At 66.5% G+C, this 26,605-nt stretch carries 23 protein-coding genes; 12 read left to right on the top strand and 11 right to left on the bottom strand.

What is annotated here, in order from left to right:
* Positions 1 to 8: 8 nt before the first annotated feature.
* A complete protein-coding gene (locus Q664_RS32805) occupies positions 9 to 704 on the bottom strand; it encodes a hypothetical protein (RefSeq protein ID WP_043404536.1) in 696 nt (231 codons plus the stop codon).
* A gap of 170 nt (positions 705 to 874) precedes the next feature.
* Between Q664_RS32805 and Q664_RS52975 the strand changes: the two genes are divergently transcribed.
* Complete coding sequence (locus Q664_RS52975; RefSeq protein WP_052518964.1) at positions 875 to 1,636, top strand: hypothetical protein; 762 nt, start codon at positions 875 to 877, stop codon at positions 1,634 to 1,636.
* 4 nt (positions 1,637 to 1,640) lie between these two features.
* Here the strand turns inward: Q664_RS52975 and Q664_RS62320 are convergent, their stop codons facing one another.
* A complete protein-coding gene (locus Q664_RS62320) occupies positions 1,641 to 1,769 on the bottom strand; it encodes a hypothetical protein (RefSeq protein ID WP_268811425.1) in 129 nt (42 codons plus the stop codon).
* Between the two features lie 276 nt (positions 1,770 to 2,045).
* On the opposite strand from Q664_RS62320, the gene Q664_RS32795 reads away from it, so the two are divergent.
* Positions 2,046 to 3,578 carry a Fic family protein gene (locus Q664_RS32795; protein WP_043404532.1) on the top strand — a complete coding sequence of 511 codons (1,533 nt, stop codon included), beginning with the start codon at positions 2,046 to 2,048 and terminating at the stop codon, positions 3,576 to 3,578.
* A gap of 123 nt (positions 3,579 to 3,701) precedes the next feature.
* On the opposite strand, the gene Q664_RS32790 is transcribed toward Q664_RS32795, so the two are convergent.
* The 4 genes from Q664_RS32790 to Q664_RS32775 are packed head-to-tail and all read right to left on the bottom strand — an operon-like array spanning position 3,702 to position 8,143.
* On the bottom strand, positions 3,702 to 4,877 hold the full coding sequence (locus Q664_RS32790; RefSeq protein ID WP_043404529.1) for a hybrid sensor histidine kinase/response regulator: 1,176 nt from the start codon (positions 4,875 to 4,877) through the stop codon (positions 3,702 to 3,704).
* Entirely contained in the window at positions 4,874 to 5,281 is a 408-nt protein-coding gene (locus Q664_RS32785) for a response regulator (RefSeq protein ID WP_043404526.1), read from the bottom strand. Before Q664_RS32785 ends, Q664_RS32790 begins: the two co-directional genes overlap by 4 nt.
* Positions 5,281 to 7,521 (bottom strand): ATP-binding protein, encoded by a 2,241-nt coding sequence (locus Q664_RS32780; RefSeq protein ID WP_043404523.1) that lies wholly within the window; start codon positions 7,519 to 7,521, stop codon positions 5,281 to 5,283. Before Q664_RS32780 ends, Q664_RS32785 begins: the two co-directional genes overlap by 1 nt.
* Entirely contained in the window at positions 7,496 to 8,143 is a 648-nt protein-coding gene (locus Q664_RS32775; protein WP_075207570.1) for a biliverdin-producing heme oxygenase, read from the bottom strand. Before Q664_RS32775 ends, Q664_RS32780 begins: the two co-directional genes overlap by 26 nt.
* Before the next feature lie 249 nt (positions 8,144 to 8,392).
* Here Q664_RS32775 and Q664_RS32770 point away from each other — a divergent pair, with 249 nt between their 5' ends.
* The 9 genes from Q664_RS32770 (at position 8,393) to Q664_RS32735 (ending at position 17,921) form a co-directional block, all read left to right on the top strand.
* Positions 8,393 to 9,511 carry an ABC transporter ATP-binding protein gene (locus Q664_RS32770; RefSeq protein WP_084610519.1) on the top strand — a complete coding sequence of 373 codons (1,119 nt, stop codon included), beginning with the start codon at positions 8,393 to 8,395 and terminating at the stop codon, positions 9,509 to 9,511.
* On the top strand, positions 9,498 to 10,586 hold the full coding sequence (locus tag Q664_RS32765; RefSeq protein WP_043404522.1) for an ABC transporter ATP-binding protein: 1,089 nt from the start codon (positions 9,498 to 9,500) through the stop codon (positions 10,584 to 10,586). The genes Q664_RS32770 and Q664_RS32765 overlap by 14 nt, the downstream gene beginning before the upstream one ends.
* Complete coding sequence (locus tag Q664_RS32760) at positions 10,583 to 11,467, top strand: carbohydrate ABC transporter permease (protein WP_043404519.1); 885 nt, start codon at positions 10,583 to 10,585, stop codon at positions 11,465 to 11,467. The genes Q664_RS32765 and Q664_RS32760 overlap by 4 nt, the downstream gene beginning before the upstream one ends.
* Entirely contained in the window at positions 11,464 to 12,255 is a 792-nt protein-coding gene (locus Q664_RS32755) for a carbohydrate ABC transporter permease (protein ID WP_043404516.1), read from the top strand. Before Q664_RS32760 ends, Q664_RS32755 begins: the two co-directional genes overlap by 4 nt.
* A gap of 6 nt (positions 12,256 to 12,261) precedes the next feature.
* Positions 12,262 to 12,540: a DUF2160 domain-containing protein gene (locus tag Q664_RS32750; protein WP_200883799.1), complete on the top strand. Its 279-nt coding sequence runs from the start codon at positions 12,262 to 12,264 to the stop codon at positions 12,538 to 12,540.
* A 4-nt stretch (positions 12,541 to 12,544) separates the two neighbouring features.
* Positions 12,545 to 14,329, top strand: a complete 1,785-nt coding sequence (locus tag Q664_RS32745; protein ID WP_043404513.1) for an ABC transporter substrate-binding protein — start codon at positions 12,545 to 12,547, stop codon at positions 14,327 to 14,329.
* A gap of 207 nt (positions 14,330 to 14,536) precedes the next feature.
* Positions 14,537 to 16,468, top strand: coding sequence for a P-loop ATPase, Sll1717 family (locus Q664_RS58205; protein ID WP_152622468.1), 1,932 nt, complete (start codon positions 14,537 to 14,539; stop codon positions 16,466 to 16,468).
* Positions 16,469 to 16,886: 418 nt separating this feature from the next.
* On the top strand, positions 16,887 to 17,345 hold the full coding sequence (locus Q664_RS32740; protein WP_043404510.1) for a hypothetical protein: 459 nt from the start codon (positions 16,887 to 16,889) through the stop codon (positions 17,343 to 17,345).
* 12 nt (positions 17,346 to 17,357) lie between these two features.
* A complete protein-coding gene (locus Q664_RS32735; protein ID WP_043404507.1) occupies positions 17,358 to 17,921 on the top strand; it encodes a hypothetical protein in 564 nt (187 codons plus the stop codon).
* A gap of 2 nt (positions 17,922 to 17,923) precedes the next feature.
* Here the strand turns inward: Q664_RS32735 and Q664_RS32730 are convergent, their stop codons facing one another.
* The 4 genes from Q664_RS32730 to Q664_RS32720 all read right to left on the bottom strand — a co-directional run bounded on the left by Q664_RS32730 (position 17,924) and on the right by Q664_RS32720 (position 24,697).
* Complete coding sequence (locus Q664_RS32730; RefSeq protein ID WP_043404504.1) at positions 17,924 to 22,360, bottom strand: DEAD/DEAH box helicase; 4,437 nt, start codon at positions 22,358 to 22,360, stop codon at positions 17,924 to 17,926.
* A 128-nt stretch (positions 22,361 to 22,488) separates the two neighbouring features.
* Positions 22,489 to 23,091, bottom strand: a complete 603-nt coding sequence (locus Q664_RS32725) for a hypothetical protein (RefSeq protein WP_043404502.1) — start codon at positions 23,089 to 23,091, stop codon at positions 22,489 to 22,491.
* Positions 23,092 to 23,095: 4 nt separating this feature from the next.
* Positions 23,096 to 23,569 (bottom strand): hypothetical protein, encoded by a 474-nt coding sequence (locus Q664_RS58195; RefSeq protein WP_152622467.1) that lies wholly within the window; start codon positions 23,567 to 23,569, stop codon positions 23,096 to 23,098.
* A gap of 114 nt (positions 23,570 to 23,683) precedes the next feature.
* Positions 23,684 to 24,697, bottom strand: a complete 1,014-nt coding sequence (locus tag Q664_RS32720; RefSeq protein ID WP_084610518.1) for a GlxA family transcriptional regulator — start codon at positions 24,695 to 24,697, stop codon at positions 23,684 to 23,686.
* A gap of 72 nt (positions 24,698 to 24,769) precedes the next feature.
* Here Q664_RS32720 and Q664_RS32715 point away from each other — a divergent pair, with 72 nt between their 5' ends.
* On the top strand, positions 24,770 to 25,585 hold the full coding sequence (locus tag Q664_RS32715) for a dienelactone hydrolase family protein (RefSeq protein ID WP_043404500.1): 816 nt from the start codon (positions 24,770 to 24,772) through the stop codon (positions 25,583 to 25,585).
* Between the two features lie 219 nt (positions 25,586 to 25,804).
* On the opposite strand, the gene Q664_RS32710 is transcribed toward Q664_RS32715, so the two are convergent.
* A partial coding sequence (locus tag Q664_RS32710; RefSeq protein ID WP_043404587.1) for an RCC1 domain-containing protein occupies positions 25,805 to 26,605 on the bottom strand: 801 nt, incomplete at its 5' end.

The following is a 26,605-nucleotide window of genomic DNA, read 5'->3' as shown; positions in this document are numbered from 1 at the left end:
GGCCGGGGCTATTCGAGGGCCTTCACGAGGGCGTCCCGCTCGCCGGCGAGCTTCTTCTCCTCTGGTTTCAGGGTGTACCGGCGCGAGGCCCACTCCTCGGGGAGCGGACCCCAGCGCTCGGCGAACGCGCGGAGGCTGGCTCGGACGTCATCCTGGATGTCCTCCCTCCTGGAGCCGGGACTCATGCCCCAGGTGACGAGCCGCTGCCGCAGGGCCTCGTGCCCGTCGGACTCGTCATGGACCACCGCGCCCAGCTCCGCCCGTCCCCACACGTCGAACAGGTGGTTGTGGGAGAAGACAGCGCTCTCGACGTAAGCGTCGCCGAAGATGTACGTGCCATACGGCTCGTCCTCTCCGAACAGACGGCGCACGCGGAGCTCTCCGAGGACGACGAGGTAGCCGCTCGTGTAGAGCGTCTGCGCGACGAGATTGCCGCGGACGAAGACGAGTCCGCCCATGTTCTCGAGCCACCCGTCGACGAGGAGATCACCTTCGACGAAGGTCGAACCCCTGGGGTTTTCCAGGGCCAGTGACGGGACACGCCCGCCCGTGAACACCCCGGCCCCACTCCTGTCGGAACCGTAAGCGAGGACCTGGGGATCCACGTCCATGCCAATCCGGGAGCCCAGGGTCCGGAATTCGCTGTAGGGGCGCAGATAGGTGGCGGCCTGGTCCGGCGGCAACCAGCGTTGCAGGGGGAGCATGGGGCCACCTCTTGGCAAACTGTCCCTCCCTGCCGCGGCACGCGTCACGAGGGCACCGCAGGCGCCCCTCGCGACCCTACTTTGAACGTGGTATGCGCGAGGTGCGCGATGAAGACCTGTATGGTCATCCTCGCGCCGCCGTGCTAGGAAACCAAGCTCGGGAGGCTCGAATGAAAGAGGAAGACAAACCCTGGAGCGGAGGAGCGTTGGGGCCATATCGCGTCACCCAGCGTCATCGCGCCATCGGCGGTGGGCTGGGGCGCCTGTACGAGGCGCGCAATACCGAGACGGGGAACCCCGCCCTGGTGCTCATGCCTGGACCCAAAGGAGATCTGCGAGCGGAGGAGAGCTGGCAGGTGCGCGCCACCGCCAACGTCACCCCACCCTATCTCGCGCTGGATGTAGAGCACGCTCCCGCGAACGGACAACCCCGGCAACTGACGTGGATGCTCGAGCGGTGGGCCGCGACGTTCATGCGCATCGACACCCGGCCCGAGGTGCAAGCCCACCTGACGGGAGGCCCGAAGGAGTCTCGTCCGCGTCCGGCGGGCCGACTCGGCTCACCCAAGGTAGGTCTGGCACTGGCCACGCTGCTCGCGCTCGCGGTGTTCCTCTGGCCACGACCCACCGAGCGCCCGCTTCAGGAAGTGCACGCCCTGGAGGTGAACCCCACGGTGGAGGAGCTGGTCCTCAGTCGCACGAGTGACGAGCCCGGAACTGGGATTGAGGGCTTCCCCATGCCCGACAAACCCGTGGCGGGCCAGAAGAAGCCTCCGTGCAATCCAAAGCGTGGCGAAGTGGAGATCCGCAGTGGGTGCTGGATGGAAATCGCCAAACGCCCACCCTGTACCGAGGGCGCAGCCGAATACCAGGGCAAGTGCTACATCGGAGTGGGCGCCGCGATTCCTCCCCCTACCTCCATCGGCCCCTGAAGCCTCAGGCCGACTGCTCCACCTGGGACTCTCGCACGCGCATTCCTCTCAGCAGGCGCACGGTGAAGCAGGAGCACTCGCTCTCCACCGTGAGCGGTCCTCCGTGCAACTCCACCAGCCGGTGCGCGCTCACCAGTCCACCCGGCTGGGCTTGCCCCGGTTACATGGGGGCAGGCTCGCCGACGTAAGTCCTCGGAAATCCGTCGGGCCATGCCTCACTGCTCCCGCTCCAAGCATGCGCGCCATAACGATTTCGGGGCTTCAAGGCCGTTTCCTAACGATTCCTACAAAGCCCTAACGCATCCATGCGCTATAGGTCGTTCCCTATCGAGCTTCCCCCCATGCGTGACTTGCACCCGAGCACGGATGATGTAGGTTTCTTACGCACCCGTTAGAGGAAGGAACGGGAATGTTTCCGCTCGTGGTCATCCCCATCGGGTACGCGAAAGCCATCGCGGATTACAACCTCGCGGTCCTGCCTCCGCATCAACTCTCGTGCTGCGCGGCGGTCGCGGGCAAGCAGGTGCAGAGCAAGGAGGGGCGCGAGTTCGTTACCTACCCGAATGCCTACCATCCAGGCCCCACGCTCTGCGACCATCTGGAGTTCGCGCTGAAGCACGAAGGCGTTTCCCTGGAGGTGCTCGCCGCGTTGTTCCGCGCGGTGAAGCAACAATCCTTCGAGACCGAGTTGTGCCGCCATATCGAGGCGCGGCCCACTGGGAAGAACACCCGCCGACTCTGGTTTCTTTACGAGTTCCTGACGAAGCGCCAACTGCCCCTCGAGGACCTGAACCGGGGCAACTACGTCGAGCTGCTGGAGCCCAAGCGCTACTACACCGCGGCCCCCGTGAACAGCCGGCGGCACCGGGTGCGCGACAACCTCCTGGGAAACGTGAACTTCTGTCCCATGGTGCGTCGGACCCCGGCTCTCCGGGAGTCCGAGGCGAAGCGGCTCGAGAAGGAAGCCGCCCGGATCGTGGCGTCCTACGACGAGGAGACCCTCCGCCGGGCAGTCGACTACCTCTACACGAAGGAGACCCGCTCCTCCTTCGACATCGAGCGGGAGAAGCCCAGCCAGAAGCGCGCCGCGAGGTTCGTCTCCCTCCTGCGTGAGCTTCCCGACCGGAACTCACTGGACAAAGCCGCGCTGGTGCAAATGCAGAACGTCATCGTGGAGGAGCGTTTCGCGGAGCAGGGTTACCGCACCGAACAGAACTACGTGGGCGAATCCGTGGGAATGGGACTGCGGCAGCGCGTCCACTTCGTTCCACCGCGTCCCAAGATGGTGCCCCGACTGATGAGAGGACTGCTCTCCTCGATGGAGCGAATGATGGCGTCCCAGCCAGAGCCCGTCGTTCACGCGGCTGCCATTTCCTTTGGTTTCGTCTTCATCCACCCCTTCGAAGATGGCAACGGCCGACTCCACCGGCTGCTCATCCACTACATCCTCTCCAGGGAGGGCTTCACCCCCAAGGGTCTCATCTTCCCCATCTCCGCGGTCATGTTGCAGAAGCGGCAGGAGTACGACGCCTGCCTCGAGTCCTTCTCCAAGCCGCTGATGAACCTGGTGGACTACACCGTCGACGAGGAGGGCCGCCTTTCAGTGAAAGGAAGGACAAGCGGCTTCTATCGCTATGTCGACTTCACGCGCATGGCGGAGGACCTCTTCCGCTGGATCGAGGAGACCCTGCGCACGGAGTTTCGCGACGAATTGGACTTCCTCGTCCGCTACCGCACTGCCCGCGAGAAGCTGGACAGCCTTGTCGAGATGCCGGACACGGCGCGCAATCGCTTCATTCAATTCTGTCTCCAGAATGGAGGCCGCTTGTCGGCAGGCAAGAGGGCCAGGTACTTCAGCGCCCTCACCGATGACGAGGTGCGGGGCCTCGAGCAAGTCATTCAGGAGCACCTGATGACCCTCCCGAGTCCGCGCTCGAGGTGAGCGCGTGCTTCACGCGCGGGCGGGCTCGCTACTGGCCCAGTTCGAAGGCCGTGCCCTGGAGCGGCCCGCGAAAAGGAGAGGCCCTCCAGCAAGGTCCCCCCACCTCCATCGGGCCCTGAAGCCTCAGGCCGACTGCTCCACCTGGGACTCTTGCACGCTCATCGCTCGCGGCAGGCGCACGGTGAAGGTGGAGCCCTTGCCCTCCTCGCTCTCCACCGTGAGCGTTCCGCCGTGCAACTCCACCAGCCGGTGCGCGCTCGCCAGTCCCACCCCACTGCCGGAAATCACCGGGGCCACGTTCCGGCCCCGGCGGAAGCGCTCGAAGATGTGGGGCAGGTCCGCCGCCGGTATCCCCATCCCCTGGTCCTGCACCTTCATCCGCACCCAGCCGTCCGGCCCCGGCGTCTCCTCCGTCAGCCACACGTCGATGGAGCCCCCTCGCGGGCTGTACTTCACGGCGTTGCCCAGCAGGTTGTCCAACACCCGCTCCAGGCTCGCCTCGTCCCACTTGCCCTGGAAGTCCGTGCCCTCCACGTGCAGGTGCACCGGGTGCGTGGCCACCAACGGCCCCAGCTCCCTCACCTTCACCCGCACCAGCGCGAACAAATCCACCGGCTCGCGCTTCAACGGCTTCTCCCCTCCCCTCGTCACCTCCAGGAAGTGGTCGATCAGCTCCCCCATGCGCTGGGTGCCCCTCAATATCTGCTCCAGCCGCATCTTCACCCCCGCCGTCTGCGCCTCCGGCGTCAGCTGACGGCGCAGCAGCTGCGTACTCAGCAGGATGCTCTGCAGCGGCCCCTTCAGGTCATGCGTGGCGATGGCGAAGAACTCGTCCCGCACCGCGAGGGCCTCGCGCGCCACCCGCTCGGCGTGCTCGGCCTGACGGCGGCGATCCTCCAGCTCGTGCGTCAGCCGCACCTTCTCCACCGCGGCGTGCAGGCTGTGGCGCAGCCGATCCGGGGTGAAGGTCTCCTTGAGGAGGTAGTCGTGGGCCCCGGCCTTCATCGCCTCCACCGCCACGGCCTCGCTGCCGCTGCCGGTGTACACCACCACCGCCGGCGTGCGCTCCTTGCACCGCTCGCGCAGCTCGCGCAGCAGCGACACCCCGTCCATCCCCGGCAGGTGGAAGTCCAGCACCAGGGCATCGGGCACCGGGGGGTGGCTCAGTCGTACCAGGGCCTCCTCGGCGGAGCTGGCCTGCTCCACCTCCCACCGCGTCTCCGTATCCTTCTCGAGCGCCCGCCGCAGCGCCCGCTGATCCGCGAGGCTGTCGTCGATGAGCAGCACACGCAGGCTCATCCCGTGGGCTCCTCCAGTCCGGGAAGCCGCGCGGCGTTGAACCAGAAGCACTCCAGCGCGCGCGCGGCCTCCTGTAACCCGACGGCATCACCCGGCTTGAAGAGATAGCTGTTGGCGCCTCCGGAATATGCCGAGCTCACGTCCCGCGCCTCGGTGGAATTGGAGAAGATGATGATGGGCAGGGTGCGCAACATCGGGTCGGCCTTTAGCAGGGCGAGCACCTCCTGGCCACCGATGCCCGGCAGGTTCAGGTCCAGCAGCACCATCACCGGCCGGGGAGCCCCCACGTACGCCCCCCGCTGGAAGAGGTAGTCGGGCACGGACAGCGGCAGCTTGCGGGCCACGCGCAACAACGCTTCCGCGTCTGGCTCACTGTCCTCCACCAGCAGCAGGGGCCGTTCCATTACCGGGGCCTCTCTCCCAGCGTGAAGAAGAAGGTCGAGCCCTGGCCGGGCGAGGACTCCACCCACAGCTCGCCCCCATGCAGCTCGACGAGCCGGCGTGCGATGGCGAGACCCGCCCCGCTCCCGCCCCCGTAGGAGTGGGCCGGGTGCAGCCGGCGGAACATCTCGAAGATGTCCTCGTGGAAACGCTCGGCGATGCCGATGCCGTTGTCCCGTACATAGAAGACGTACTCCTCCGCCCGCCGCCGCGCCGGGTGGGACAGGGGCTCGCCCGGACCGTGGTAGCCCAGCTCCACCCAGCGTGAGCCGCCGGACTGGTGGTACTTGGCGGAATTGGTGAGGAGGTTGGCCCAGACCTGCTGGACGCGCACCCCGTCACACTCCACCCGGGGCAGGCGCCGGGGGACACGCACCTCCAGCTGGTTCTCCTGGAGCCGGGCGGACACGGTGAGCAGCACGTCGTCCACCAGCTCATGCATGTCCACCTCGCCCCAGGCCAGCTCCACCCGCCCCGCGCGGCTGTACTCGAAGAGGGCATCCATCTGCCCCTGGGTGCGTGCGGCCAGCCAGCGCACCTCCTCGAGCTGCCGCCGCCCTTCCTCGCCGAGCTGCTCGCCATGGTCCTCGAGGAGGAAGCCCACGTACTGCTGAATGCCCCGCAGCGGCTCCTTGAGATCATGCGCCACGGTGCCGCCGAAGGCATCCAGCTCCGCGTTGGAGCGGGCGAGCGCGGCGGCATGGCGCAGCAGCACGCCCACCAGGGCCGAGCGGAAACCCACCGCGGCGGCCACGTCCTCGGGCGTCCAGGAGAGGCTCGCCCCGCGCACCGTCTCCTGCCAGGCGGCGAAGGAGGCGCGCGGGTGGAGGCGGCTGGCACCGGGCCCGGGCACCACGGGCTTCTGGGGATTGCCGGCCCAGGTGACGGTGCGCGCCACCTCCGGGCGGAACCAGAGGATGAAGCGGGGCGAGGTCTCGTCCAGGCGCACCGCGAGCAGCCCGCTGGCCACGTCCGCGTACTCGGCGGCCGGCGGGTGGTGCCGCGCGAGCCGCTCCGTGTGGAAGCTCCCGTCGGAGTGCTGTCCGGCGAGCCAGAGGGCCAGCTCCCGCACGTCCTCGGCGGAGGGCGTCTGGCCCACGAGCACCGGGGCCTCGCCGAGCAGCAGGGCCACCCCACCCGCGCCGGTGAGGCCGAGCAGGAGTTCCGCATGCTGGGACAGGGCCGTGGGCAGCGTCGCCGCCTGCTCGGAGAGCCGCTCCACCAACTGCGTCTGGAAGTGGGCGCGGCGGGCGAGCTCGGCGGACACGCTGGCGCGCTCCTCGGCGGCGAGCTGCAGCGACAGCAGCCGGGCCAGCACATCACAGGCGCGGCGCGTGGCGAGCGGCACCAGCAGGGGCGTGCGGTGGTGGCACGCGATGAGGCCCCAGAGACGGCCCTCGCGCACCAGGGAGATGGACATGGAGGCGCCCACCCCCATGTTGGCGAGGTACTCCAGGTGCACCGGGGACACGCTGCGCAGGGTCGAGCCGGACAGGTCCAACGGGCGGCCCTCGGAGGGCAGCACGGGAGGCCGCAGCGGCACGGGCTCGGCGCGCGCGTCGGCGATGAGCCGCAGCGTGTGGCGCGTGTAGAGGGCGCGGGCCTGGGCGGGGATGTCGCTCGCGGGGAAGTGCAGGCCCAGGAAGCCGTCCATGGACTCGTCGCGGCTCTCCGCCAGCACCTCGCCATGCCAGTCCGCGTCGAAGCGGTACACCATCACCCGGTCGAAGCGGGTGAGCGCGCGCACCGCCTCCGCCGCCGCCTGGAGCAGCCCCTTGGGGCCCTGGGCGCGGGCCAGCGGAGAGAGGAGCAGGTCCACCATCCCCAGCGCCTCCTCCTCGTGGGTGCCCTCCGCGGTGGGCTCCAGGTCCAGCACCACCAGCCCGTCGCCGCGGTGCGGAACGCCGATGAAGAAGCGGCCCGCGGCCTCGAGGCGCAGCAGGCCGGAGGCGGGCTGGGCCAGGGCCCGGGTGAGCAGGGCGAGCGAGGAGGGAGGAAACAGCCCCGACAGAGGTTGGCCCAGGAGCGCCTCGGGCGGGCGCCCCAGCAGGGCCTCGGTGTTGGCGCTCACCAGCCGCAGGGTGAGGTCCGGCTCCGAGAAGGCCAGCAGCGCGCCGTGAGGTTGGATGCCCCCCAGGAGGTGGATGGGCTCGCGCTCGCACTGCGAGAGCTCCGCTTCAGAGACAGGAGGGCGCGTCGACATGGGCTTCCCGAAGCCAGGCCTCGAAGGCCTCGAAGGTGTCCTGGGCACCGCGCACCACCCGGGGAGCGAGCGCCGGCTCCGGACAGACGCGCGGCAGGGCCTCGCCAAGGGCCTTCCACATGGGCCCCACGGCCTCACCATAGGCCCGGAAGAAGGCGAACCCTCCCACGGAGGCGCCCTCGAAGTGGCGGGTGAGGTGGCGCAGGATGAGTTGCCCGCCGAGCGTCGCGCCCTCCAGGACGTACAGGGTCCCGAGTGCCTCGGGTACTCCGGACGAGGAGGGCAGGCCCGGGTGGAGGGGCAGGCGGGCCAGCGAGGCGCCGTCATGGCCGAGTGCCCGGAGGTCCTCCTCCAGCAGGGGCACCTTCCACCGCTCGGCGAGGCGCAGCTCGGGGAAGCGGCCCTCCAGGCAGGCGGCGAGGGAGGCTTCCCACGGCACGTAGAGGCCGTAGAGCGCCTCCAGATGGCGCCGGTAGCCAGCCGGGGTGAGGTCCGGAGACATCAGGCGCACCACGCGCTCGGCGCGCTCATGGTGCGGGCGGGTCTCCGCCTTCAGGGTCTGCAGCAGGGGGAGGGGTTCTGGTGTACGAGGCGCTGGGGAGAACAAGGCTTTTCCGAGCATGTCCGTTGTCCGAGGGCCGGGAAACGAGATTTCGTCCGAGTGTCAAACTTCCGCCAGCCGTGCAGGCAGGCGAGCTGTTCAGACGCCTTCTCCGCCGCTCGCGATGCTGCCCAGGGGACGGATGGGGGGCTTCCGCCAACCCTAACGAAGAGTGCCGGGGCCCTCATTCCGAAGCTGGACCCGGCGTGAATTCTTCCTACGATGCGCCCGCGGTCACTCACGGCGTAGCGCATCGAGGGGACACACCGGGTGAGCCATGGCATCGAGCTGGAGAACGTCACGCGCGTGGTGGAGGGGGTCACCCACCTCGCGGACATCAACCTGAAGCTCGAACCCGGCGCCTTCCACATCCTGCTGGGCCGCACGGGAGCGGGGAAGACATCGCTGCTGCGCCTCATGGCCGGGCTGGACAAGCCTGGCCGGGGCACGCTGCGGGCGGACGGGGCCGACGTGACACGTGTGGACGTGCGCCGCCGCGACGTGGCCATGGTGTACCAGCAGTTCGTCAACTATCCCTCGCTCACCGTCTACGAGAACATCGCCTCGCCGCTGCGGCTGGCGGGAAGACTGCGCGGACAGGAGTTGGACCGGCGCGTACGGGAGACGGCCGCCGCGCTCCGCCTGGAGCCCTACCTCCAGCGGTTGCCCGCGGAGCTGAGCGGAGGACAACAGCAGCGCACGGCCATGGCGCGCGCGCTGGCCAAGGACGCCTCGCTGCTGCTGCTGGACGAGCCCCTGGCCAACCTGGACTACAAGCTGCGCGAGGAGCTGCGCACGGAAATCCGCCAGCTCTTCCGCGACCGGCCCGCCGTCGTGGTGTACGCCACCACCGAGCCCACCGAGGCGCTGCTGCTCGGCGGGAAGACATCGGTGCTCCACGAGGGCCGCCTGCTGCAGACGGGCCCGACGCTGGAGGTGTACCAGTCCCCCGCCACCGAGCGCGTGGGCCAGATCTTCAGCGACCCGCAGATGAACCTGTGGGACGCGGAGCTCTCTCCGGAGGGGGGAGCGCGCCTGTCGCCCGAGGTGGCCGTCCCGCTGTCCGGGCACCTGCGGGGGCTCGCGCCCGGACGCTACCGGCTGGGGGTGCGCGCCCACCACCTGCGGCTGTCGCCCGGTGGACCCGGAGACGTGCGCATCCCCGCGCACGTGGAGGTGGAGGAGGTGAGCGGCTCCGAGACGCTCGTGCACGCGGCGCACGCGGGGCTCGCGCTCACCGCGCAGGTGGAGGGCGTGCACCGGCACCCGTACGGCGCGCCGGTGGAGCTGTTCGCCCCGCCCTCCCGGATGTTCGTGTTCAGCCCCGAGGGCCGGCTGGTGGCCGCGCCCCCCTTCTCTCCCGAGGCGCCCGCCCATGGCCAGGATTGAGCTCCGCGGCATCGCCCACGCCTACGTGCCGGCGCCCGCCTCCGAGCAGGACTACGCGCTGCGCCCCCTGGAGCTCGTCTGGGAGGACGGTGGCGCCTACGCGCTGCTGGGGCCCTCGGGGTGCGGGAAGACGACGCTGCTCAACATCATCTCCGGCCTGCTGAAGCCCAGCCGGGGACAGGTGCTCTTCGACGGAGTGGACGTCACCGCGGCCCCGCCGCAGCGGCGCAACATCGCCCAGGTGTTCCAGTTCCCGGTCATCTACGACACGATGAGCGTCTCGGAGAACCTGGCCTTCCCGCTGCGCAACCGGGGGTTGGGGGCCGCCGAGACGCGGGCGCGGGTGGAGGAGGTGGCGGAGCTGCTGGAGCTCACTCCGGACCTGCGCAGGAGGGCCAGCGGGCTGTCCGCGGACATGCGCCAGCGGATTTCGCTGGGCCGGGGCCTGGTGCGCCGGGACGTGGCGGCCATCCTCCTGGACGAGCCCCTGACGGTCATCGACCCGCACGTGAAGTGGCTGCTGCGCCGCAAGCTGAAGCAGGTGCACGAGCAGCTGAAGATGACGCTGGTGTACGTGACGCACGACCAGGTGGAGGCGCTGACGCTGGCGGACCGGGTGGTGGTGATGAACCAGGGGCGCGTGGTGCAGGTGGGCACGCCGCAGGAGCTCTTCGAGCGCCCGGCGGACACCTTCGTCGGCTACTTCATCGGCAGCCCGGGGATGAACCTGCTGCCGTGCACGGTGGAGGATGGCGCGGTGGTGGTGGAGGGGCAGCGGCTGCCGCTGGACGCGGGCGTGTGCGCACGGGCGCGGGAGGCCGGGGGCGAGCCGCGGCTCGGCATCCGTCCCGAGTTCCTCCGGCGCGTCCCCGAGGGCACGCCGGCCTCGGTGCGCGTCGAGGTGACGCAGGTGGAGGACCTGGGGCGGCACAAGCTGGCCACGGCGCGGCTGGGGACACAGGCCCTGAAGGTGCGGCTGCCCGAGGAGGAGCGGCTCTCGCCGGGCGAGGCCTGTTGGCTGGAGCTGCCGCCGCGCTGGACGACGCTGTACGCCGGAGGCCGAGCCATTCCATGAACAAGCCCACGAATCAGCGCGCCTGGCTGCTGGTGCTGCCGGTGCTGGTGGCCGTCGCCTTCAGCGCCATCATCCCGTTGATGACGGTGGTGAACTACTCGGTGCAGGACATCCTGGGACCGGAGCAACGGGTCTTCGTGGGCACGGAGTGGTTCCGCAAGGTGCTGAGGGACCCGGAGCTGCACGGGGCCCTGCGGCGGCAGCTCGGCTTCTCGCTGGCGGTGCTGGCCCTGGAGATTCCGCTGGGCGTGGCGCTCGCGCTGGTGCTGCCCAAGGAAGGCCGCGCCGCCTCCGTGTGCCTGGTGCTGCTGGGCCTGCCCCTGCTCATCCCCTTCAACGTGGTGGGCACCATCTGGCAGATCTTCGCCCGCGGGGACATCGGCCTCTTCGGCGTGGTCATCAACGCGCTCGGCGTCGAGTACAACTACACGTCCAACGCGCTGGATGCCTGGCTCACGGTGCTGCTCATGGACGTGTGGCATTGGACGCCGCTGGTGGCCCTGCTCTGCTACGCGGGCCTGCGCGCCATCCCCGAGGCCTACTACCAGGCGGCCCGCATCGACGGCGCCTCGGCCTGGGCCACGTTCCGCTTCATCCAACTGCCCCGGCTGCGCGGCGTGCTGACCATCGCCGTGCTGCTGCGCTTCATGGACAGCTTCATGATCTACACCGAGCCCTTCGTCCTCACCGGCGGCGGACCCGGCAACGCCACCACCTTCCTGAGCCAGTACCTCACGCGGCTCGCGGTGGGCCAGTTCGACCTCGGCCCGGCCGCGGCCTTCTCGCTCGTCTACTTCCTCGTCATCCTGCTGCTCAGCTACATCTTCTACACGGCCATGACAGCCTCGACGTCGACCACGGGCTCGAAGGAGGCGCGATGAAACGCATCGCCGTGCCCCTGTACCTGCTGCTCAGCTTCATTCCCATCTACTGGCTGGTGGGCATGTCGCTGAAGACGAACGAGGAGATATTGGGCGGCTTCACGCTCTGGCCGCGCAATCCCACGTTCGCCAACTACGTCACCATCTTCACCGACCCGGACTGGAGCGACGGCTACATCAACTCGCTCACGTACGTGGGCATCAACACCGTGCTCTCCGTGCTGCTGGCGCTGCCCGCGGCCTATGCCTTCTCGCGCTACCGCTTCCTCGGCGACTCGCACCTCTTCTTCTGGTTGCTGAGCAACCGCATGTCGCCCCCGGCCGTGTTCCTCCTCCCCTTCTTCCAGCTCTACTCGAGCATCGGTCTGTTCGATACGCCGTGGGCCGTGGCCCTGGCGCACATGCTCTTCACCGTGCCCCTGGCCGTGTGGATTCTCGAGGGCTTCATGTCCGGCGTGCCGAGGGAGATCGACGAGACGGCGTACATCGACGGGTACAGCTTCCCCCGCTTCTTCGTGCGCATCTTCCTGCCGCTCATCCGCTCGGGGGTGGGCGTGACGGCGTTCTTCTGCTTCATGTTCAGCTGGGTGGAGCTGCTGCTGGCTCGCACGCTGACGGCCGTGGAGGCCAAGCCCATCGTCGCCACCATGACGCGTACGGTGAGCGCCGCTGGCATGGACTGGGGCCTGCTCGCCGCCGCCGGAGTGCTGACGCTCGTGCCCGGCGCGGTCGTCATCTACTTCGTGCGCAACTACATCGCCAAGGGCTTCGCCCTGGGAAGGGTGTGAGCCCCCATGGACCTGGAATGGATGGCCTGGACCGCGCCGACGGCCGGCTTCTTCGTGGTCATCGTGCTGCTGCTCGCCGCCTATACCGTCTGGGGAATCCGCTCCCCTTCCCTGCCCCGCCGAGGGCTGCTGCCCATGGCCACCACCCGCGGAGACCGCCTCTTCGTGGGACTCATGGGCAGCGCCTTCATCCACCTGGCGTGGGTGGGGCTGACGGATGCCTCTGTCTCGACCGCCTTGGTTCTATCGTTGCTGTTCATGCTCTTCATTGCTCGCTGGGGGTAACCCGTTGAAGAACACGTTGAAGTGTGTGCTGGCGCTGGCCGTGGCAGTCCCCATCGCCGGGTGCAAGAAGGAGTCGAAGCCAGAGGAAGGTGCGAAGCCCGCCGCCACCGCCCAGCAGCAGCAGGCGGACCTGGCCGTACTGGAGAAGGCCGCCGAGAAGTGGGTGGACCAGGAGTTCCAGCCGAGCACCCTCACCCGTGAGCAGCAGCTGGCGGAGCTGAAGTGGTTCCGCGAGGCCGCCGCCCCCTACCGCGGGCAGACCATCAACGTGGTCTCGGAGACGATCGACACCCACGTCTACGAGGCCAAGACGATGGCCAAGGCCTTCGAGGAGATTACGGGCATCAAGGTCAAACACGATCTCATCCAGGAAGGCGATGTCATCGAGAAGCTGCAGACCCAGATGCAGTCGGGCCGCAGCATCTATGACATGTATGTGAACGACAGCGATTTGATTGGCACGCACGTGCGCTACGGGCACGTGGTGCCGCTGTCGGACTTCATGACGGGCGAGGGCAAGGACGTGACGCTGCCCACGCTCGACATCGACGACTTCATGGGCAAGAGCTTCGTCACCGGCCCGGACGGGAAGCTGTACCAGTTGCCGGACCAGCAGTTCGCCAACCTGTATTGGTTCCGCCAGGACTGGTTCAGCCGGCCGGATCTCCGCGAGCGCTTCAAGAAGAAGTACGGCTACGAGCTGGGCGTGCCGGTGAACTGGTCCGCCTACGAGGACATCGCCGAGTTCTTCAGCCGCGACGTGAAGGAGATCGACGGAGTCCGGGTGTACGGCCACATGGACTACGGGAAGAAGGATCCGTCCCTGGGCTGGCGCTTCACGGACGCATGGCTGTCCATGGCGGGCGTGGGAGACAAGGGCCTGCCCAACGGCAAGCCGGTGGACGAGTGGGGAATCCGCGTCGAGGGCTGCAACCCGGCGGGCGCCTCGGTGGCTCGCGGCGGCGAGACGAACGGCCCGGCCGCGGTGTACGCGCTGACGAAGTACATCGACTGGCTGAAGAAGTACGCGCCGCCCCAGGCGGCCGGCATGACGTTCTCCGAGGCGGGCCCGGTTCCCGGCCAGGGCAACGTGGCGCAGCAGATCTTCTGGTACACGGGCTTCACGGCGGCGCTGACGAAGCCGGGGCTGCCGGTGGTGAACGCGGACGGCACGCCGAAGTGGCGCATGGCGCCCTCGCCGCACGGCCCGTACTGGCAGGAGGGCACGAAGCTCGGCTACCAGGACACGGGCTCGTGGACGATGCTCAAGAGCACCCCGCTGGAGAAGCGGAAGGCGGCGTGGCTGTACGCGCAGTTCACGGTGGCGAAGACGACGTCGCTGAAGAAGTTCCTGGTGGGGCTGACGCCGGTGCGCGACTCGGACGTGCGCTCCGAGCACGTGACGAAGGTGGCGGACCGGTACGGCGGCCTGGTGGAGTTCTACCGGAGCCCGGCGCGCGTGGCGTGGACGCCCACGGGCACCAACGTGCCGGACTACCCGAAGCTGGCGCAGCTGTGGTGGCAGAACATCAGCCTGGCCGTCGAGGGCGAGAAGACGCCGCAGCAGGCCATGGACACGCTGGCCGAGCAGATGGACGACGTGCTGGGCCGGCTGGAGCGCGCGGGCATGCAGAACTGCCCGCCCAAGCTCAACCCGGTGAAGGAGGCGAGCTTCTGGCTGGACGCGCCGGGAGCTCCGCACCCGAAGCTCGCCAACGAGAAGCCCAAGGGCGAGACCGTGCCCTATGAGCAGCTCCTGCAGGCCTGGAAGGAAGGGCGCGCGAAGTAGCGCGCTGCCCACAGCGTAGACGGCAGTTCCAACTGGTGACTGCCGTCTCGCTGGAGTCGTTCCTAATTTACAGATACTGGGGTGCTCCGCAACAGGCCACCTATTCGCATTTACTTGCAATCTCGCAACTAACGGGCTTATTTCTTCATCTTCTATATCGACGCACATCCAATTTCTGGAATTATCCAACTTCAATGGTGAAACTCAATGCCCGCTGTCACCCTGCCAGAGTACCTAGAATTTCTAGGCTTTCCCAAGGGGAACAATCCATTCGCAAGCATCAATGCCCGTGATGAGCGCGATGTTCTAGAAGGGTATTTTGTTCCCCCTCCCTACTATGCGACCGTGTGGGGCAATCCTTCCAAGCCCGCAAGCTGCATAATCTTGGGACCTACTGGTGGCGGCAAAACCGCGCTTGCAATCACGATTGATGAGAGGGCACGCTCGCTACAATCATTGGAGGATGGGCGACTGCCTGTTCTACCGATCTTCTACGATGACTTCTCAGGGTTGGGGATAAAGCAGAACCAGCACGACATAGAGACACACTTTCGTGCTTTGAATTTTTTATTAGTGGTGCACATCCTCAAGACGCTCTCATCAGAGTCGATGCCCCACCTGCGGCTCTCAAGCTCAGAGCGGAGAATTCTTCAGCACTGTTACGCACATTATGTAGGAGGGCGAGCACCGAGTGAGGTATTCGAAGCTATTCAAAAGATCAGGACTCCATGGGAACAGACTAGAGACGTGGGCAAAAGGGTTGTTGAAGCACTTCCGCTCATCAAACTGATCGCAGGAGTCCTTGAACTAGCCAATGAAAAGCTTGAGACTGCTTCAGCAATCGCCAAAACCATTATTGAGATAAAAACACACACACAGGACTTGGCGGCCAATCCAGAAGTGGACTTTCACCGCCTGATGCAATTGGCCAGCAGCTTCTACGAAGCTGTTTACATTCTCGTAGATCGCGTTGATGAGACCACATGGACACAACGAGATCCCAAGGCGACCTATGATTTGATTCATCCCCTGGTTTCAAACCTAGCGCTTCTCGATTACCCTGATCGAACATTCGGGTTCAAGTTCTTTCTCTGGGACAGGATCAATCAATACTACAGCGAAAAGGCAAGGCCCGACAGGATCTTCACAAACACACTCGAATGGAGCCACCAGCAACTTATTGAAATGGTGCAGAAGCGCATCCAGGCGTTCTCACAAGGGAAGCTGACACGCCTGGGCGACCTCTTTTCTGAGGAACTTCCGCTCCCGGATGGAATGAGCGTAGAGGAGATTGTTGCAGTTTTTGCCGGGGCTACGCCCCGCTCCATGTTGACCCTGTGCAAACACATCTTGGAGCAACAAGTCCTACTCAGCAGCCAGGGTAATCTGCCTCTCTCCAAGCTATCAGGAGAGGCACTTATTCGAGGCATACGCATTTACGCGCGAGAGGTTTCCGAGCGACTTGTCGACAGTGAAACCGCGTTGCGTGAAATGACCAGCATCAAAAGGGTCACCTTCTCCTCCAAGTCGCTCCACAGCGATGTGTTTCGATCCCAGCAAGCACAGTCCGTAATCACAAAGGTAGGCAACTGGAAGAAGTATGGCGTCAGTGTCGTAATTGGGAATCTCATCTCAGGGCGGCGAGGATTTCCGACAGAGGTTCATGCGTTTTCAAATTCTTGCGTAGCATTTCTGGCCGCGAATCTGCCTCTGAATGATTTCATAGAAAAGAAGGTACGTCGCTGCCCAGAATGCCACGTCGTCCTACTTCGGGATTTTGATGCTGGAGGTGAGTTCCAATGCCAAGCTTGTTTGCAGGGATTCTCACTACCTCGCAGCGTCACTCCGGAACAGGAGCGAAGGCAGACACTCATAAAGCATGCCGCTCGCGAACTCGCCAAAGAGATAGCAGATCCAAATGAAATCAAGGCGCTCAGCACTGCTGCAAACCTAGACTTCCCGGACACTACGTTTCAAGGAAAGGTTGGACTGATCTGGCTTAGAGTTTTGCAGTCATTGCACGAATCAGATGAACAAGACTTGGTAGAGTTCTTGGAGACGATAGACGGAGTTCTGGATGTCGAAGCTCGAAACCGCCTACCAACCATGACTGAATTGTACTTGAACTTGAGTTCATAGAACTCACCACCTGGCGTTCGTCCTGGATCCAGATGTGGAGCATTACCCCAATGAACATCCCTGAATGTGGCGAACATCAGCCTGACTGTCGAGGGCGAGAAGACACCGCAGCAGGCCATGGACACGCTGGCAGAGCAGACGGACGACGTGCTGGGCCGGCTGGAGCGCGCCAGCATGCAGAACTGCCCGCCCAAACTCAACCCGGTGAAATAAGGAGGCGAGCTTCTGGCTGGACTCGCCGGGAGCCCCGCACGCGAAGCTCGCCAACGAGAAACCCAAGGGCGAGACCGTGCCCTATGAACAACTTGCTCCAAGCCTGCGTGCGAAGTAGCACACTGTCGTCCGAGAGGAGCGCATACCTCATGAATGTGTGCGCCCCCATCTGCAAGGCAAGAAACCCCACTAAGGAGGCCCAAGCATGAAAACCTGCCTGATGCTCCTCATGGGAGCCATTCTTCTTGCGAGCGGATGCAGTCATGAAAGCAGCGCGGTTCGCCAGGAGCCAGATACACACTTGGCCACAGGCACTGCAGACGAGAGCTGCAACACGGTTCCCGCTCGGATCTGGGCTCTCATCAACAACGGCCAGTTCGCGGAGGCGCAAGCCTTGATTGCCGAGGCAAAGGCATCGGGGCTCATCGCGGCCCCCATGGCCGCGCGAATGTTGGACAGGATCTCCTTGCTGAATACGCGGGTGGGACAGCTTCCCGCCACGCTCCAGCGCGCACGCGATTTCCCCTCACAGCTCAAGGACTACACGCTCTTCGAAGTCAAACAAATGCTGGAGCGGGAAGACTTCAGCCTGGCGACCAAGGCGCAGCTCAACAGTGTGGTCAAGATTCTTCAGAATCCAAAACGGCTGATGGAGAAGCTGTAGGGGTGCAATCGCATGACACATCTCAGCGTGGAGGAACTGGTCAAGAAATTCGAGACGGCCAGAAAAGCCGGTGAGCACGAGCGAGGAAACCCGGAGCAATTGAGACTTCTCCGAGAGCTCGCGGAAGACTGTCCTGCCTTCACCCCCAACCTTCTCTATCTGGCCCGATTGCAACAGGTCATCGACCAACCCGGCAGAAGCCCGGAGGAGGTATTCTCTGAAATCCAGCGCCTCCTCGAACTGGCCATCCTGGGTTCGGGCCGCAGTGCTCCCGTCGTTCTGGAGCTGGGCAATTTCCTGGATACCTTCCAGAACGACCCGCTGAGCGCGATGAAGCTCTACGAAGAAGGAGAACAGAAGGCATTGGCCACGCTTGAGGATACGTGGTTCTTCAAACTCAGATATTGGAATCTCGAGCGGACGAAAGAATCCCTGGAAAAGGCCCTTCGGCTCTGCGTCCTGGTGGAGCAAATCTTCCCCGAGCCAAACACCTACCTCGAGGATGAAATACAGACCACGAAACGCCTGGCCGCACGGGAGGGATTGCTCCCTGACCCGAACAGTTCCTCCGAATGAAGTCAGTTGGCCTGGGCCGTCTCGCCGGGTCCGGACTCCTCCTCGGTGTCCTCGTCGTCCCCCTGCGCGTCGAAGCCCTGCGGCACTCCGTCCACGTAGGTGACGACGTTGCTCACCGTCGCCGGCACTCGCGGACCCGGTGTCACCACTCCCGTGAGGTTGAGTGGGTCCACCGCCGAGAGCTGCACCCTCACTCCCGAGGGCGCCTGCCGACGCACCGCTCGTGCCACGTCCACCGCCTCCGGGAGCGCGAACTGCTCTCCCACGAAGCCCGCCACGAAGCGCCCTCCGCGGATTTCTCCCCGCGCCTCCATCCGCCGGTACACGTACAGCAGCTCGCGCCACGAGGGCGTCAGTGACTCACGCATCACCAGGTCCCTCCAGACGATGCCGTAGCGCTGGAGGAACAGCCGGGCCAGTGACTCCCGGACTTCGTCCTCGGCCTTCGGCTCCGAGGGCACCAGCAGGCTCCAGCGGCCCGGGCCTCCTCGCTGCAACAGCTTCTGCCGCTTGCGCTGTGCCGGGCTCTGCAGCACTCGCAGGTTCTGCACCGCGTCCGCTGTCACGAGGCCTCGCGCCACCAGTTCCCACAGCGCGTCCTCCACCTCCGCGGGCAGACGCCGGGAGCGAGAGCAGAGGTCGTTGAAGAAGCACGCGCCTCGCTGCTCCAGCACCGCCACCACGTCCTTCGCCGGCCCCGACAGGTCCGGTGGCACCCACACGCCCCCGTCCGACAGCACCGCGTTCGGCCTCGCCGCCGAGAGCATCCAGTCCAGGTCCTCTCGCCGCACGAAGGTCAGGCTCGCGTTGCGGTTCGGTGTCGCCGCTCGGGAGCGGGTGGGCTCGGGTTCGGGAGGCGTGGCGGGGGCTCCCCGGCGCGGGCCGGGCACGGGCTTCGCGTCCTTCTGGGTGAGTCGACCCCAGGCCACTTCGCCCGAGTAGCAGGCCCGCTCCAGCAGATCTCCCAGATAGCCCTTCATCCGCGCGGGCAGCAGGTAGCGCTCCCAGGCCGACGCGGGCGCTTCGTAGCCCTGCAGCAGGGTGATGGCTTTCGAGAGGCCCGTTGAGCCTCGCAGCGCGTCCAGCTCCTCCAAGTGGTGCCACCGGAAGAGGAAGCGCATGAAGTCCTGGGCGCTGAGCGGTTCGATCTCCTTGCGCAGGCGTCCCACGGTGAGCCGGTGGATTCGCTGCAGGAGACGCCGATCGCACCACTCCACCACGGCCGGGGTGGAACCCGGGGTCTCCGATACCCTCACCCCGTCCCTCTCCCGGGGGGAGAGGGGTTGTGTCCGCAGGTGTGGCCCTGATTGGGACTGTGACTGTTGTTCCTGGTGATGGGGGATGAAGGGGCGGAAACGGCCTCTCAGGATTCCTCCCGTCGCCTCCAACTGGTGCAACGACAGGAAGACCTCGGACTCGTCCAATGCTGTCTGCTCCGCCAGTTCTCCCGCAGTCGTCGGTCCCAGCAACTCCATCCACCCTCGCACCACCTGCTGCACCGCCGCTTCCCGCTCCACCGGCTTGTCTCCCGGCAACGGCTGTAGCTCCGGTTGCAATGGCACCTCGGGGAAGAGCGCTCGAATCGCGCTCTGCCGCTCCGCCGGCACCAGGAACCGCCTCCCTCCCACCTCCAGCCACGCCACCCGCCGCTGCGCCAGCAGGCTCGAGACGAAACGTCCCGGCACCTCATTCTCCGGCAGCAACACCAGTTGCAGCAGCGCGTCGTGCAGTTCATCCTCGTCCCGCATCGGCGGCGCCGCGTCCCTCACCACCTGGTCGATGGCGTCCGCATCCAGCGCCCCGAACGATGCCGCGTCCTCCGCCGGCAGCGTCCGCCTCAGCACCACGTTGCGCACCCGCCGCTCCTCCGCCGGTGCGTCGTCCAGGAACGTGTACGGCTGGCTGTTCACCATCTGGTGCGCGAACAGGCTCGGCTCCGGCACGTCCTTCGCCACCAGCTTGATGCGCCCGTCCTTCATCCTCCTCAACACCTCGCGCAGGCCCTCGATATCCATCGCCTCGCGAAGGCAGTCCTCCATCGTCTGCTTCACCAGCGGATGGTCCGGCAGCTCGACGTCCGCTCCTCCATGGTTGTCCTGGCACCCCACCTGCGCCGGGAACACCGCCGCCAGCAGGTCCTCGCTCCTCGCCCGCTGGAGGTTCGGCGCCACCCGCTTGCCCCCAGAGAACCGTGACAGTGACAGCGCCCGCGTCGCGTTCCACCGGAAGCGCGTCCCGAACAGCGGCACCTGCAACACCGCCTGCACCAGCACCTCCTCCACGTTCTCCGGATTCAGGAACTGGAAGATGTCCTCCAATGGGAACGAGTGCTGCTCACCCAGCGACAACAGCAGGCCATCCTCCGTCGCCGCCGCCTGAAGCTCGAAGTCGAACGTGCGGCAGAAGCGCTTGCGCAACGCCAGTCCCCACGCCCGGTTCACCCGGCTCCCGAACGGCGCGTGGAGGATGAGCTGCATCCCTCCCGCCTCGTCGAAGAAGCGCTCGGCGACAATCGTCGTGTGGCTCGGCACCGCCCCCAACACCTGCTGACCCGCCCTCAAGTACGCCAGGAGCGCGTCCACCGCCGGCGGCGGTACCCTCAGCTCCTTCTCCAGGAACAGGGCCGCGTCCTTCCGCGCCGTCAGCTCCTCGCGCAGCCGCCCCACGTGCACGCTCAGCTCGTCCGTGCGGCCCGGCGCCTCACCTCGCCAGAACGGCACCGTCGGCGGCTGCCCGTGCGCGTTCTCCACCATCACCGACGCCCCCATCACCCGCTGGATCCTCCACGCCGTCGTCCCCAGCAGGAAGATGTCCCCCGGCGTCGACTCCACCGCGAAGTCCTCGTCCAGCGTCCCCACCACCTTCCCCTCCGGCTCCGCCACCACGTTGAAGGTGAACGTGTCCGGAATCGCTCCTCCATTCGTGAGCGCCGTGATCCGCACGCCCCGCCGCGCCTTCAGCCGCTGGTTCACCCGGTCCCGGTGCAGGTGCACCCCCGCCCTCCCCCGCCTCAGCGACACGCCCTCCGAGAGCGTCTCCAGCACCTTCTCGTACTCCTCGTACGTCAGGTGCCGGTACGGGTACGCCCGGCGGAGCAGGCTGTACAACGCCCGCTCGTCCCACTCCTCGCACGCGCACGCCGCCACCACCTGCTGCGCCAGCACGTCCAGCGGCTTCTCCGGAATCCGGACCGCGTCCAGGTCCCCCTCGCGCACCGCGTTCAGCAGCCCGACGCACTCCATCAGCTCGTCGCGCGTCATCGCGATGAGGATGCCCTTCGAGATTCCTCCCTTGTAGTGGCCCGCTCGGCCCACCCGCTGCAACAGCACCGAGATGGAGCGCGTGGTCCCCAGTTGCACCACCAGGTCCACGTTGCCCACGTCGATGCCCAGCTCGAGCGACGCCGTGGCCACCATCACCGAGAGCTGCCCTGCCTTCAGCCGCTCCTCCGCCGACAGCCGCATCTCCCTCGACATGCTGCCGTGGTGCGCCGCGACCTTGTCCTCCCCCAGCCGCTCGCCCAGGTCGTGCGCCACCCGCTCCGCCATCTTCCGCGTGTTCACGAAGACGAGCGTCGTGCGGTGCTCCCCCGACAACTGCACCAGCCGGTCATACACCTGGCCCCACATCTCGTTCGTGGCCAGCGAGCCCAGCTCCGCGTCCGGTATCTCCACCCGCAGGTCCCACGGCCGCTGGTGCCCCACCTGCACCAACCGGCACTCCTCCGCCCGCTCCCCCGTCAGGAAGCCGGCGATGGCCTCCAGTGGCTTCTGCGTCGCCGACAGGCCGATGAGCTGCGGACGCACCTCCGTGAGCGCCTTCAACCGCTCCAGCGACAGCGCGAAGTGGCTGCCCCGCTTGTCCCGCGCCAGCGCGTGGATCTCATCCACGATGACCGTCCGCACCGAGCGCAGCGTGGCCCTCGCCCGGTCCGCCGTCAGGTACAGGTAGATGGACTCCGGCGTGGTGATGAGGATGTGCGGCGGCCGGCGCACCATCTGCGCGCGCTCGGACGCCGAGGTGTCCCCCGTGCGCACCTGTACCCGCAGCTCCTGCGGCGAGAAGCCCGCCGCCCGCGCCCGCTGCACCAGTTCCTCCAACGGCTGCAGCAGGTTCTTCTGCACATCGTTGCCCAGCGCCTTGAGCGGCGACACGTACAGCACCTGCGTCCGGTCCTCCAGGCGCCCCTCCAGGGCGAGGCGGAAGAGCCGGTCCAGGGCCGCCAGGAAGGCCGTGAGTGTCTTGCCGCTGCCCGTGGGGGCGGCGATCAGCACATCCTGCTGCGCCTGGATGAGGGGCCAGCCCTCCACCTGGGGGCGCGAGGGCTCGCCGAGCCGCTCGGTGAACCACCGCTGTACCACCGGGTGGAACGGCTCGAGGGCCGGATGCACGGGCTTCTGGGACGACGTGACGAAATCGAGGGCAATCTGGGGGGCCATGGCGCTCTCTCCCTCAGACTGAACACCGGTTTAGGAGGGGCGTCAATGCGCACGCCCGCCCGTGGGGTGGGCGGCCGTCGGAAAGTGGGAGCCATGGAGAGCCCGGGCGGGGGCTCCTCGAAGCGGCGCTAGAGCGGCAGGTTTTCAGGCTCGGGTGTGAAGAGCGCGTGAAAGAGCGTGGTCTCGGGCGGCTCCTTCCGATGCACGATCAGTGGGACTTGGGTCTCGGCGATCTTGCGAGGAAGAGCCTCGGCCCCGTACCTGGATTCGATCTTTCTGGCAACGACTTGCGCGAGCGCCTGCATCTGAGCCGGAAGCGGCTCAAAGAAGACCCTCGCAGCACCACGCACCTCTCGACCTTTGTAGTCGTACTGCACGCCATAAACAGTATAGACAGGCGCCAGGACGCTCAGGCAGCCGACAACCGTCCAGCGGCGCGATCGCGCCCCCCCTTCCTGTGGGTCCGAGGACACGGGCTCCCGGTTCGTATACACTATACATTTGAAGCTGGAGTCACAGGTGGCCGTGGCATCCCCGATATTGAGGTACGGAAGCGCCGCTCTGAGCTCGTCCATAAGCTCGCACCACTGTTCGTGCCTCTTGAGTGCCTGTTTCCACACGGCATGAAACCTCTTCAGCTCAGGACTCCTTTCCAGCTTATCGTCAAATTCATGGTCCGAACGCCAGTGCTGCTGGACGATAGACAGCAATTCTTCCGCCGAAATGGGCATGGGCCTAGAAGCCAACTTGGATGGGATTTGTTTCCTCTTCGCACAAAACCGTCACCTTGGCGCCAAGTATGGCGCGATTCAGGATCTCTTGAAACGTGTTCCTGAACTGCGTGCAGACAAGTCCAGGAAGCGGAGAGGCAGGAGCGGCGAGCACTTCCTGCAACGCTTGGTTGGCACAATCGGCGGAGATTCGCTGAGCAAGCCGCTCGGATATCAATCCGACGTCTCCGTGCTCAATTGGCATTCCCACGCCGAAGTTACAGAAATAGGGCTCCATGGTCGATTTATTGATAACGGTCGCATGGATACACGCGGCCCGCCAGCCACCCGGTCCCGCTCTGGTTTTCTTGACAATGGTGGTGAACTGAAAATGGCTCGGCTGGTAATGATTGATGCTGCAGCCCCAGAGGACGGGCAGAGCCACCACGAGCAGGCGCGGGAGTGCGGACAGCCACGTGAGTCGCGTTGAAATGCCCACGGCACCACCTTGGCTCAAGGGGGAACAGCCAGGTACCCGACGCAGGCTACATCACACGGCCCCTACACAAGGCCTGGACACACGTACAGCATCACACAGTGCCCCCCTGCGTGCTCAACCATCACGGAAGTCCCGGAGCATCGAGCGCGTGCGTCGCGCGCGCGGCGTCTCCCCGGTCTCTCGGCGGAAAACGCGCCGGAACGCGGCCGGGTCGGCGTAACCGACACGCGCCGCCACCTCCTCGACGGGGTGCTGCGTCGTCTCGAGCAGGTGGACCGCCTGGGCGACCCGCAGTCGCTGTGCGAACTGTTGGGGCGTCATCCCCAGCCCCTTCGCCACCCTTCGCGCGAGCGTACGGGGCGACGTGGCCGTGGCCCGAGCCATCTCGTCGATGCTGCTCTGCCGTTCGAGGTTCGAAGTGACGAAGGACTCGAGCTGACGAATCACCGGGTCCGAGCTGCCGAGATGGTCCAGCACCATGTAGCGCGCCTGTGACGGGCGTTCGTCGAGGACGAGATACCTGGCGACCGTGTGCGCGACCGAGGGGCTCGAGGTGTGGGCCAGGATCGCCAGCATGAGGTCGGCATGCGCGAGCGCGGCGCCCGCGGTGAAGACGCCGCCCGACTCGACCACCATGCGGTCCGAGCACAGGGTCACGCGCGGAAAGCGCTGGGTGAACACCGGGCCCAGCCACCAGGTCGTCGTCGCCCGCCGGCCATCGAGCACTCGCGAGGCCGCGAGAACAAAAGTCGCCGAGCAGGACGCGGCGACGAGCACTCCCTTCGCGGCCGCACGCGCCACCAGCTCCGCTCCGCGCACGATGTCCGGGCGCTCGAGCCCAGCGGCGATCTCGGGCGCCGTCGCCATCCCGAGCCCCGGCAGCACCAGGACATCACCCGCTCCCAGTCCGCGCAGGCCCAGAGCGCCATCCACCGCGAGCGTGCGTCCCGCCGCCGTGCGGACAGGCTCGCCATCCACCGACACCACACGCTGGCGCGGTGCCTGGCGGCCCTTGGGCAGCGCCACGAGCCCCGCTCGCACCACCCGCGTCGCGGTCCCCACGATGTCGAGGGCCACGCCCATCGGACCATCCGCGACTCCGTCGAAGGCCAGGTGTGTGATCAACATCTGGCAAGATTAGACCGAAGATTGTCAGTCCTGCCACTTGGGCGCGAGGACGCGAGGCGCCATGCTCTTCTCATGCTCAAGCAACCCATGGCGGATGAGCCGCTCGACGACTTCGAGCGCCGCTCCATCACACTGCTCGGAAACACCAAGGGGGTCTACGTCGCCGGCACCGGCCCGGCGGTGATCGTCATGGCGGAGATGCCAGGCATCAGCCCGCACGTCGCGCGCTTCAGCCGCTGGGTCCGGGACGCCGGCTTCACCATCTACATGCCATCGCTCTTCGGGCGCGACGGCGCCTTCCCGGATGCGGAGGAGGGAGCGGCCGTGCTCCAGCGCGCATGCGTCAGCGCCGAGTTCCGCGCGTTCGCGGCGAATGAGTCGAGCCCCGTCACGCGGTGGCTGCGCGCGCTGGCGAGCCTCGCCCACGAGCAGTGCGGTGGCCGGGGCGTGGGTGCCATTGGCATGTGCTTCACCGGCAACTTCGCGCTCAGCATGATGCTCGAGCCCTCGATGCTCGCCCCGGTGCTCTGCCAGCCCTCGCTGCCGCTGAACAATCCAGGGGGAATCCAGCTCGCCCCCGAGGAGCTCGCGCAGGTGAAGGAGCGTCTCGAGCGCGAGGACCTGACGGTTCTTGGCTACCGGTTCGCGGGAGATCGCTTCTGCACGGCGCAACGGTTCGCGGCCTACACCGCCGCGCTCGGAGACCGTTTCGTCGCGAAGGTCCTCCCCGATGAGGCCGCGAATCCCGAGCCCCCGCCGTTCTTCAAGCGCGTCGTCGGTGGCCCGCACAGCGTGGTGACGGCACACCTCATCGATGCGGAGGGCGAACCGACCCGCGCCGCCCGGGATGAGATCCTCTCATTCTTCGCGCGCCGCCTGGCAGGCTGAGACTCAGGTAGTGCTTGCCCGCCTCCCTCACCCCCCGTGCGTTGGCCGCGCTCGTCATTTCGAAGTCAGTCCGTTCAGGGGTCTGTCCTCAGCTCGAAAGCAGGAGGGAGCCCTCCGGGCACGGTCTCGCCAGACTTGTCCGACAGTTGGACAAGTTCGTGAAGAGCGCGCCCGGAAGGCGGACTCACCCAACCCCTGAAAGGACTTTGTTCCGATGGCTCAGAGGCCCACCACCGACGCCGGCGACAACCGGTTGGTGGTCGTCCCATCCCCCACCTGGCCATAGGCGTTCCAGCCACAGGACCTGGCGGTGCCATCTCCCCTCAGCGCCAGCGTGTGAGCGCCGGCCGCATCGACGCTGGTGACGCTGGTGACACCCGGCACCAGGTAGGGCGTCAACCGGTTGTTGGTCGTCCCATCACAGATCTGGCCATGGACATTCCAGCCCCAGGTGCGGACCGTTCCATCGCTCTTCAGCGCCACCGAGTGATGGAACGCGGCGATGTGGGTAATGCCGCTGAGGCCCGAGACCGTCACCGGCGTCAGCCGGTTGGTGATGGTGCCATCTCCCAGGGCGCCATAGCCGTTGTTGCCCCAGGCCCGGACGGTCCCGTCGCTCCGCAGCGCCAGCGAATGTTCATAGCCCGTGGTGACGGCGGTGACACCGGTGAGGCCGGACACCGTCACTGGCGTCAGACGGTTGGTGGTGGTGCCATCTCCCAGCTGACCATCGCTGTTGGAGCCCCAGGCCCGGACGGTCCCGTCACTCCTCAACGCCACCGAGTGGGCCAGCCCCCCGGCGATGCCGGTCACCGCGGTGAGGCTCGTCACCTTCACCGGCGTCAGACGGGTGGTGGTGGTGCCGTCCCCCAGTTGGCCCGAGGTATTCTGGCCCCAGGTCCAGACGGTGCCATCGCTCTTGAGCGCCAGCGTGTGATAGGAGCCCGTGGCGATGTCGATGATGCCGCTGAGGCTCGCCACCTTCACGGGCGCCAGGCGGTTGGTGGTGGTGCCGTCCCC

Source organism: Archangium violaceum Cb vi76, from assembly GCF_000733295.1.
Classification (GTDB): Bacteria; Myxococcota; Myxococcia; order Myxococcales; family Myxococcaceae; genus Archangium; species Archangium violaceum.
The sequence above is the reverse complement of the archived record's forward strand: the minus strand, read 5'-3'. Positions and strand labels throughout refer to the sequence as shown.

Coding starts and splice junctions, on each gene's coding strand:
- Q664_RS58205 (WP_152622468.1), top strand. CDS start 14,537: ATGCCCGCTGTCACCCTGCCAGAGTACCTAGAATTTCTAGGCTTTCCC.
- Q664_RS32785 (WP_043404526.1), bottom strand. CDS start 5,281: ATGGAACGGCCCCTGCTGCTGGTGGAGGACAGTGAGCCAGACGCGGAA.
- Q664_RS32725 (WP_043404502.1), bottom strand. CDS start 23,091: ATGCCCATTTCGGCGGAAGAATTGCTGTCTATCGTCCAGCAGCACTGG.
- Q664_RS32790 (WP_043404529.1), bottom strand. CDS start 4,877: ATGAGCCTGCGTGTGCTGCTCATCGACGACAGCCTCGCGGATCAGCGG.
- Q664_RS52975 (WP_052518964.1), top strand. CDS start 875: ATGAAAGAGGAAGACAAACCCTGGAGCGGAGGAGCGTTGGGGCCATAT.
- Q664_RS32730 (WP_043404504.1), bottom strand. CDS start 22,360: ATGGCCCCCCAGATTGCCCTCGATTTCGTCACGTCGTCCCAGAAGCCC.
- Q664_RS32765 (WP_043404522.1), top strand. CDS start 9,498: ATGGCCAGGATTGAGCTCCGCGGCATCGCCCACGCCTACGTGCCGGCG.
- Q664_RS32780 (WP_043404523.1), bottom strand. CDS start 7,521: ATGTCGACGCGCCCTCCTGTCTCTGAAGCGGAGCTCTCGCAGTGCGAG.
- Q664_RS32795 (WP_043404532.1), top strand. CDS start 2,046: ATGTTTCCGCTCGTGGTCATCCCCATCGGGTACGCGAAAGCCATCGCG.
- Q664_RS32805 (WP_043404536.1), bottom strand. CDS start 704: ATGCTCCCCCTGCAACGCTGGTTGCCGCCGGACCAGGCCGCCACCTAT.
- Q664_RS32755 (WP_043404516.1), top strand. CDS start 11,464: ATGAAACGCATCGCCGTGCCCCTGTACCTGCTGCTCAGCTTCATTCCC.
- Q664_RS32740 (WP_043404510.1), top strand. CDS start 16,887: ATGAAAACCTGCCTGATGCTCCTCATGGGAGCCATTCTTCTTGCGAGC.
- Q664_RS32735 (WP_043404507.1), top strand. CDS start 17,358: ATGACACATCTCAGCGTGGAGGAACTGGTCAAGAAATTCGAGACGGCC.
- Q664_RS32720 (WP_084610518.1), bottom strand. CDS start 24,697: ATGTTGATCACACACCTGGCCTTCGACGGAGTCGCGGATGGTCCGATG.
- Q664_RS32760 (WP_043404519.1), top strand. CDS start 10,583: ATGAACAAGCCCACGAATCAGCGCGCCTGGCTGCTGGTGCTGCCGGTG.
- Q664_RS32775 (WP_075207570.1), bottom strand. CDS start 8,143: ATGCTCGGAAAAGCCTTGTTCTCCCCAGCGCCTCGTACACCAGAACCC.
- Q664_RS32715 (WP_043404500.1), top strand. CDS start 24,770: ATGCTCAAGCAACCCATGGCGGATGAGCCGCTCGACGACTTCGAGCGC.
- Q664_RS32750 (WP_200883799.1), top strand. CDS start 12,262: ATGGACCTGGAATGGATGGCCTGGACCGCGCCGACGGCCGGCTTCTTC.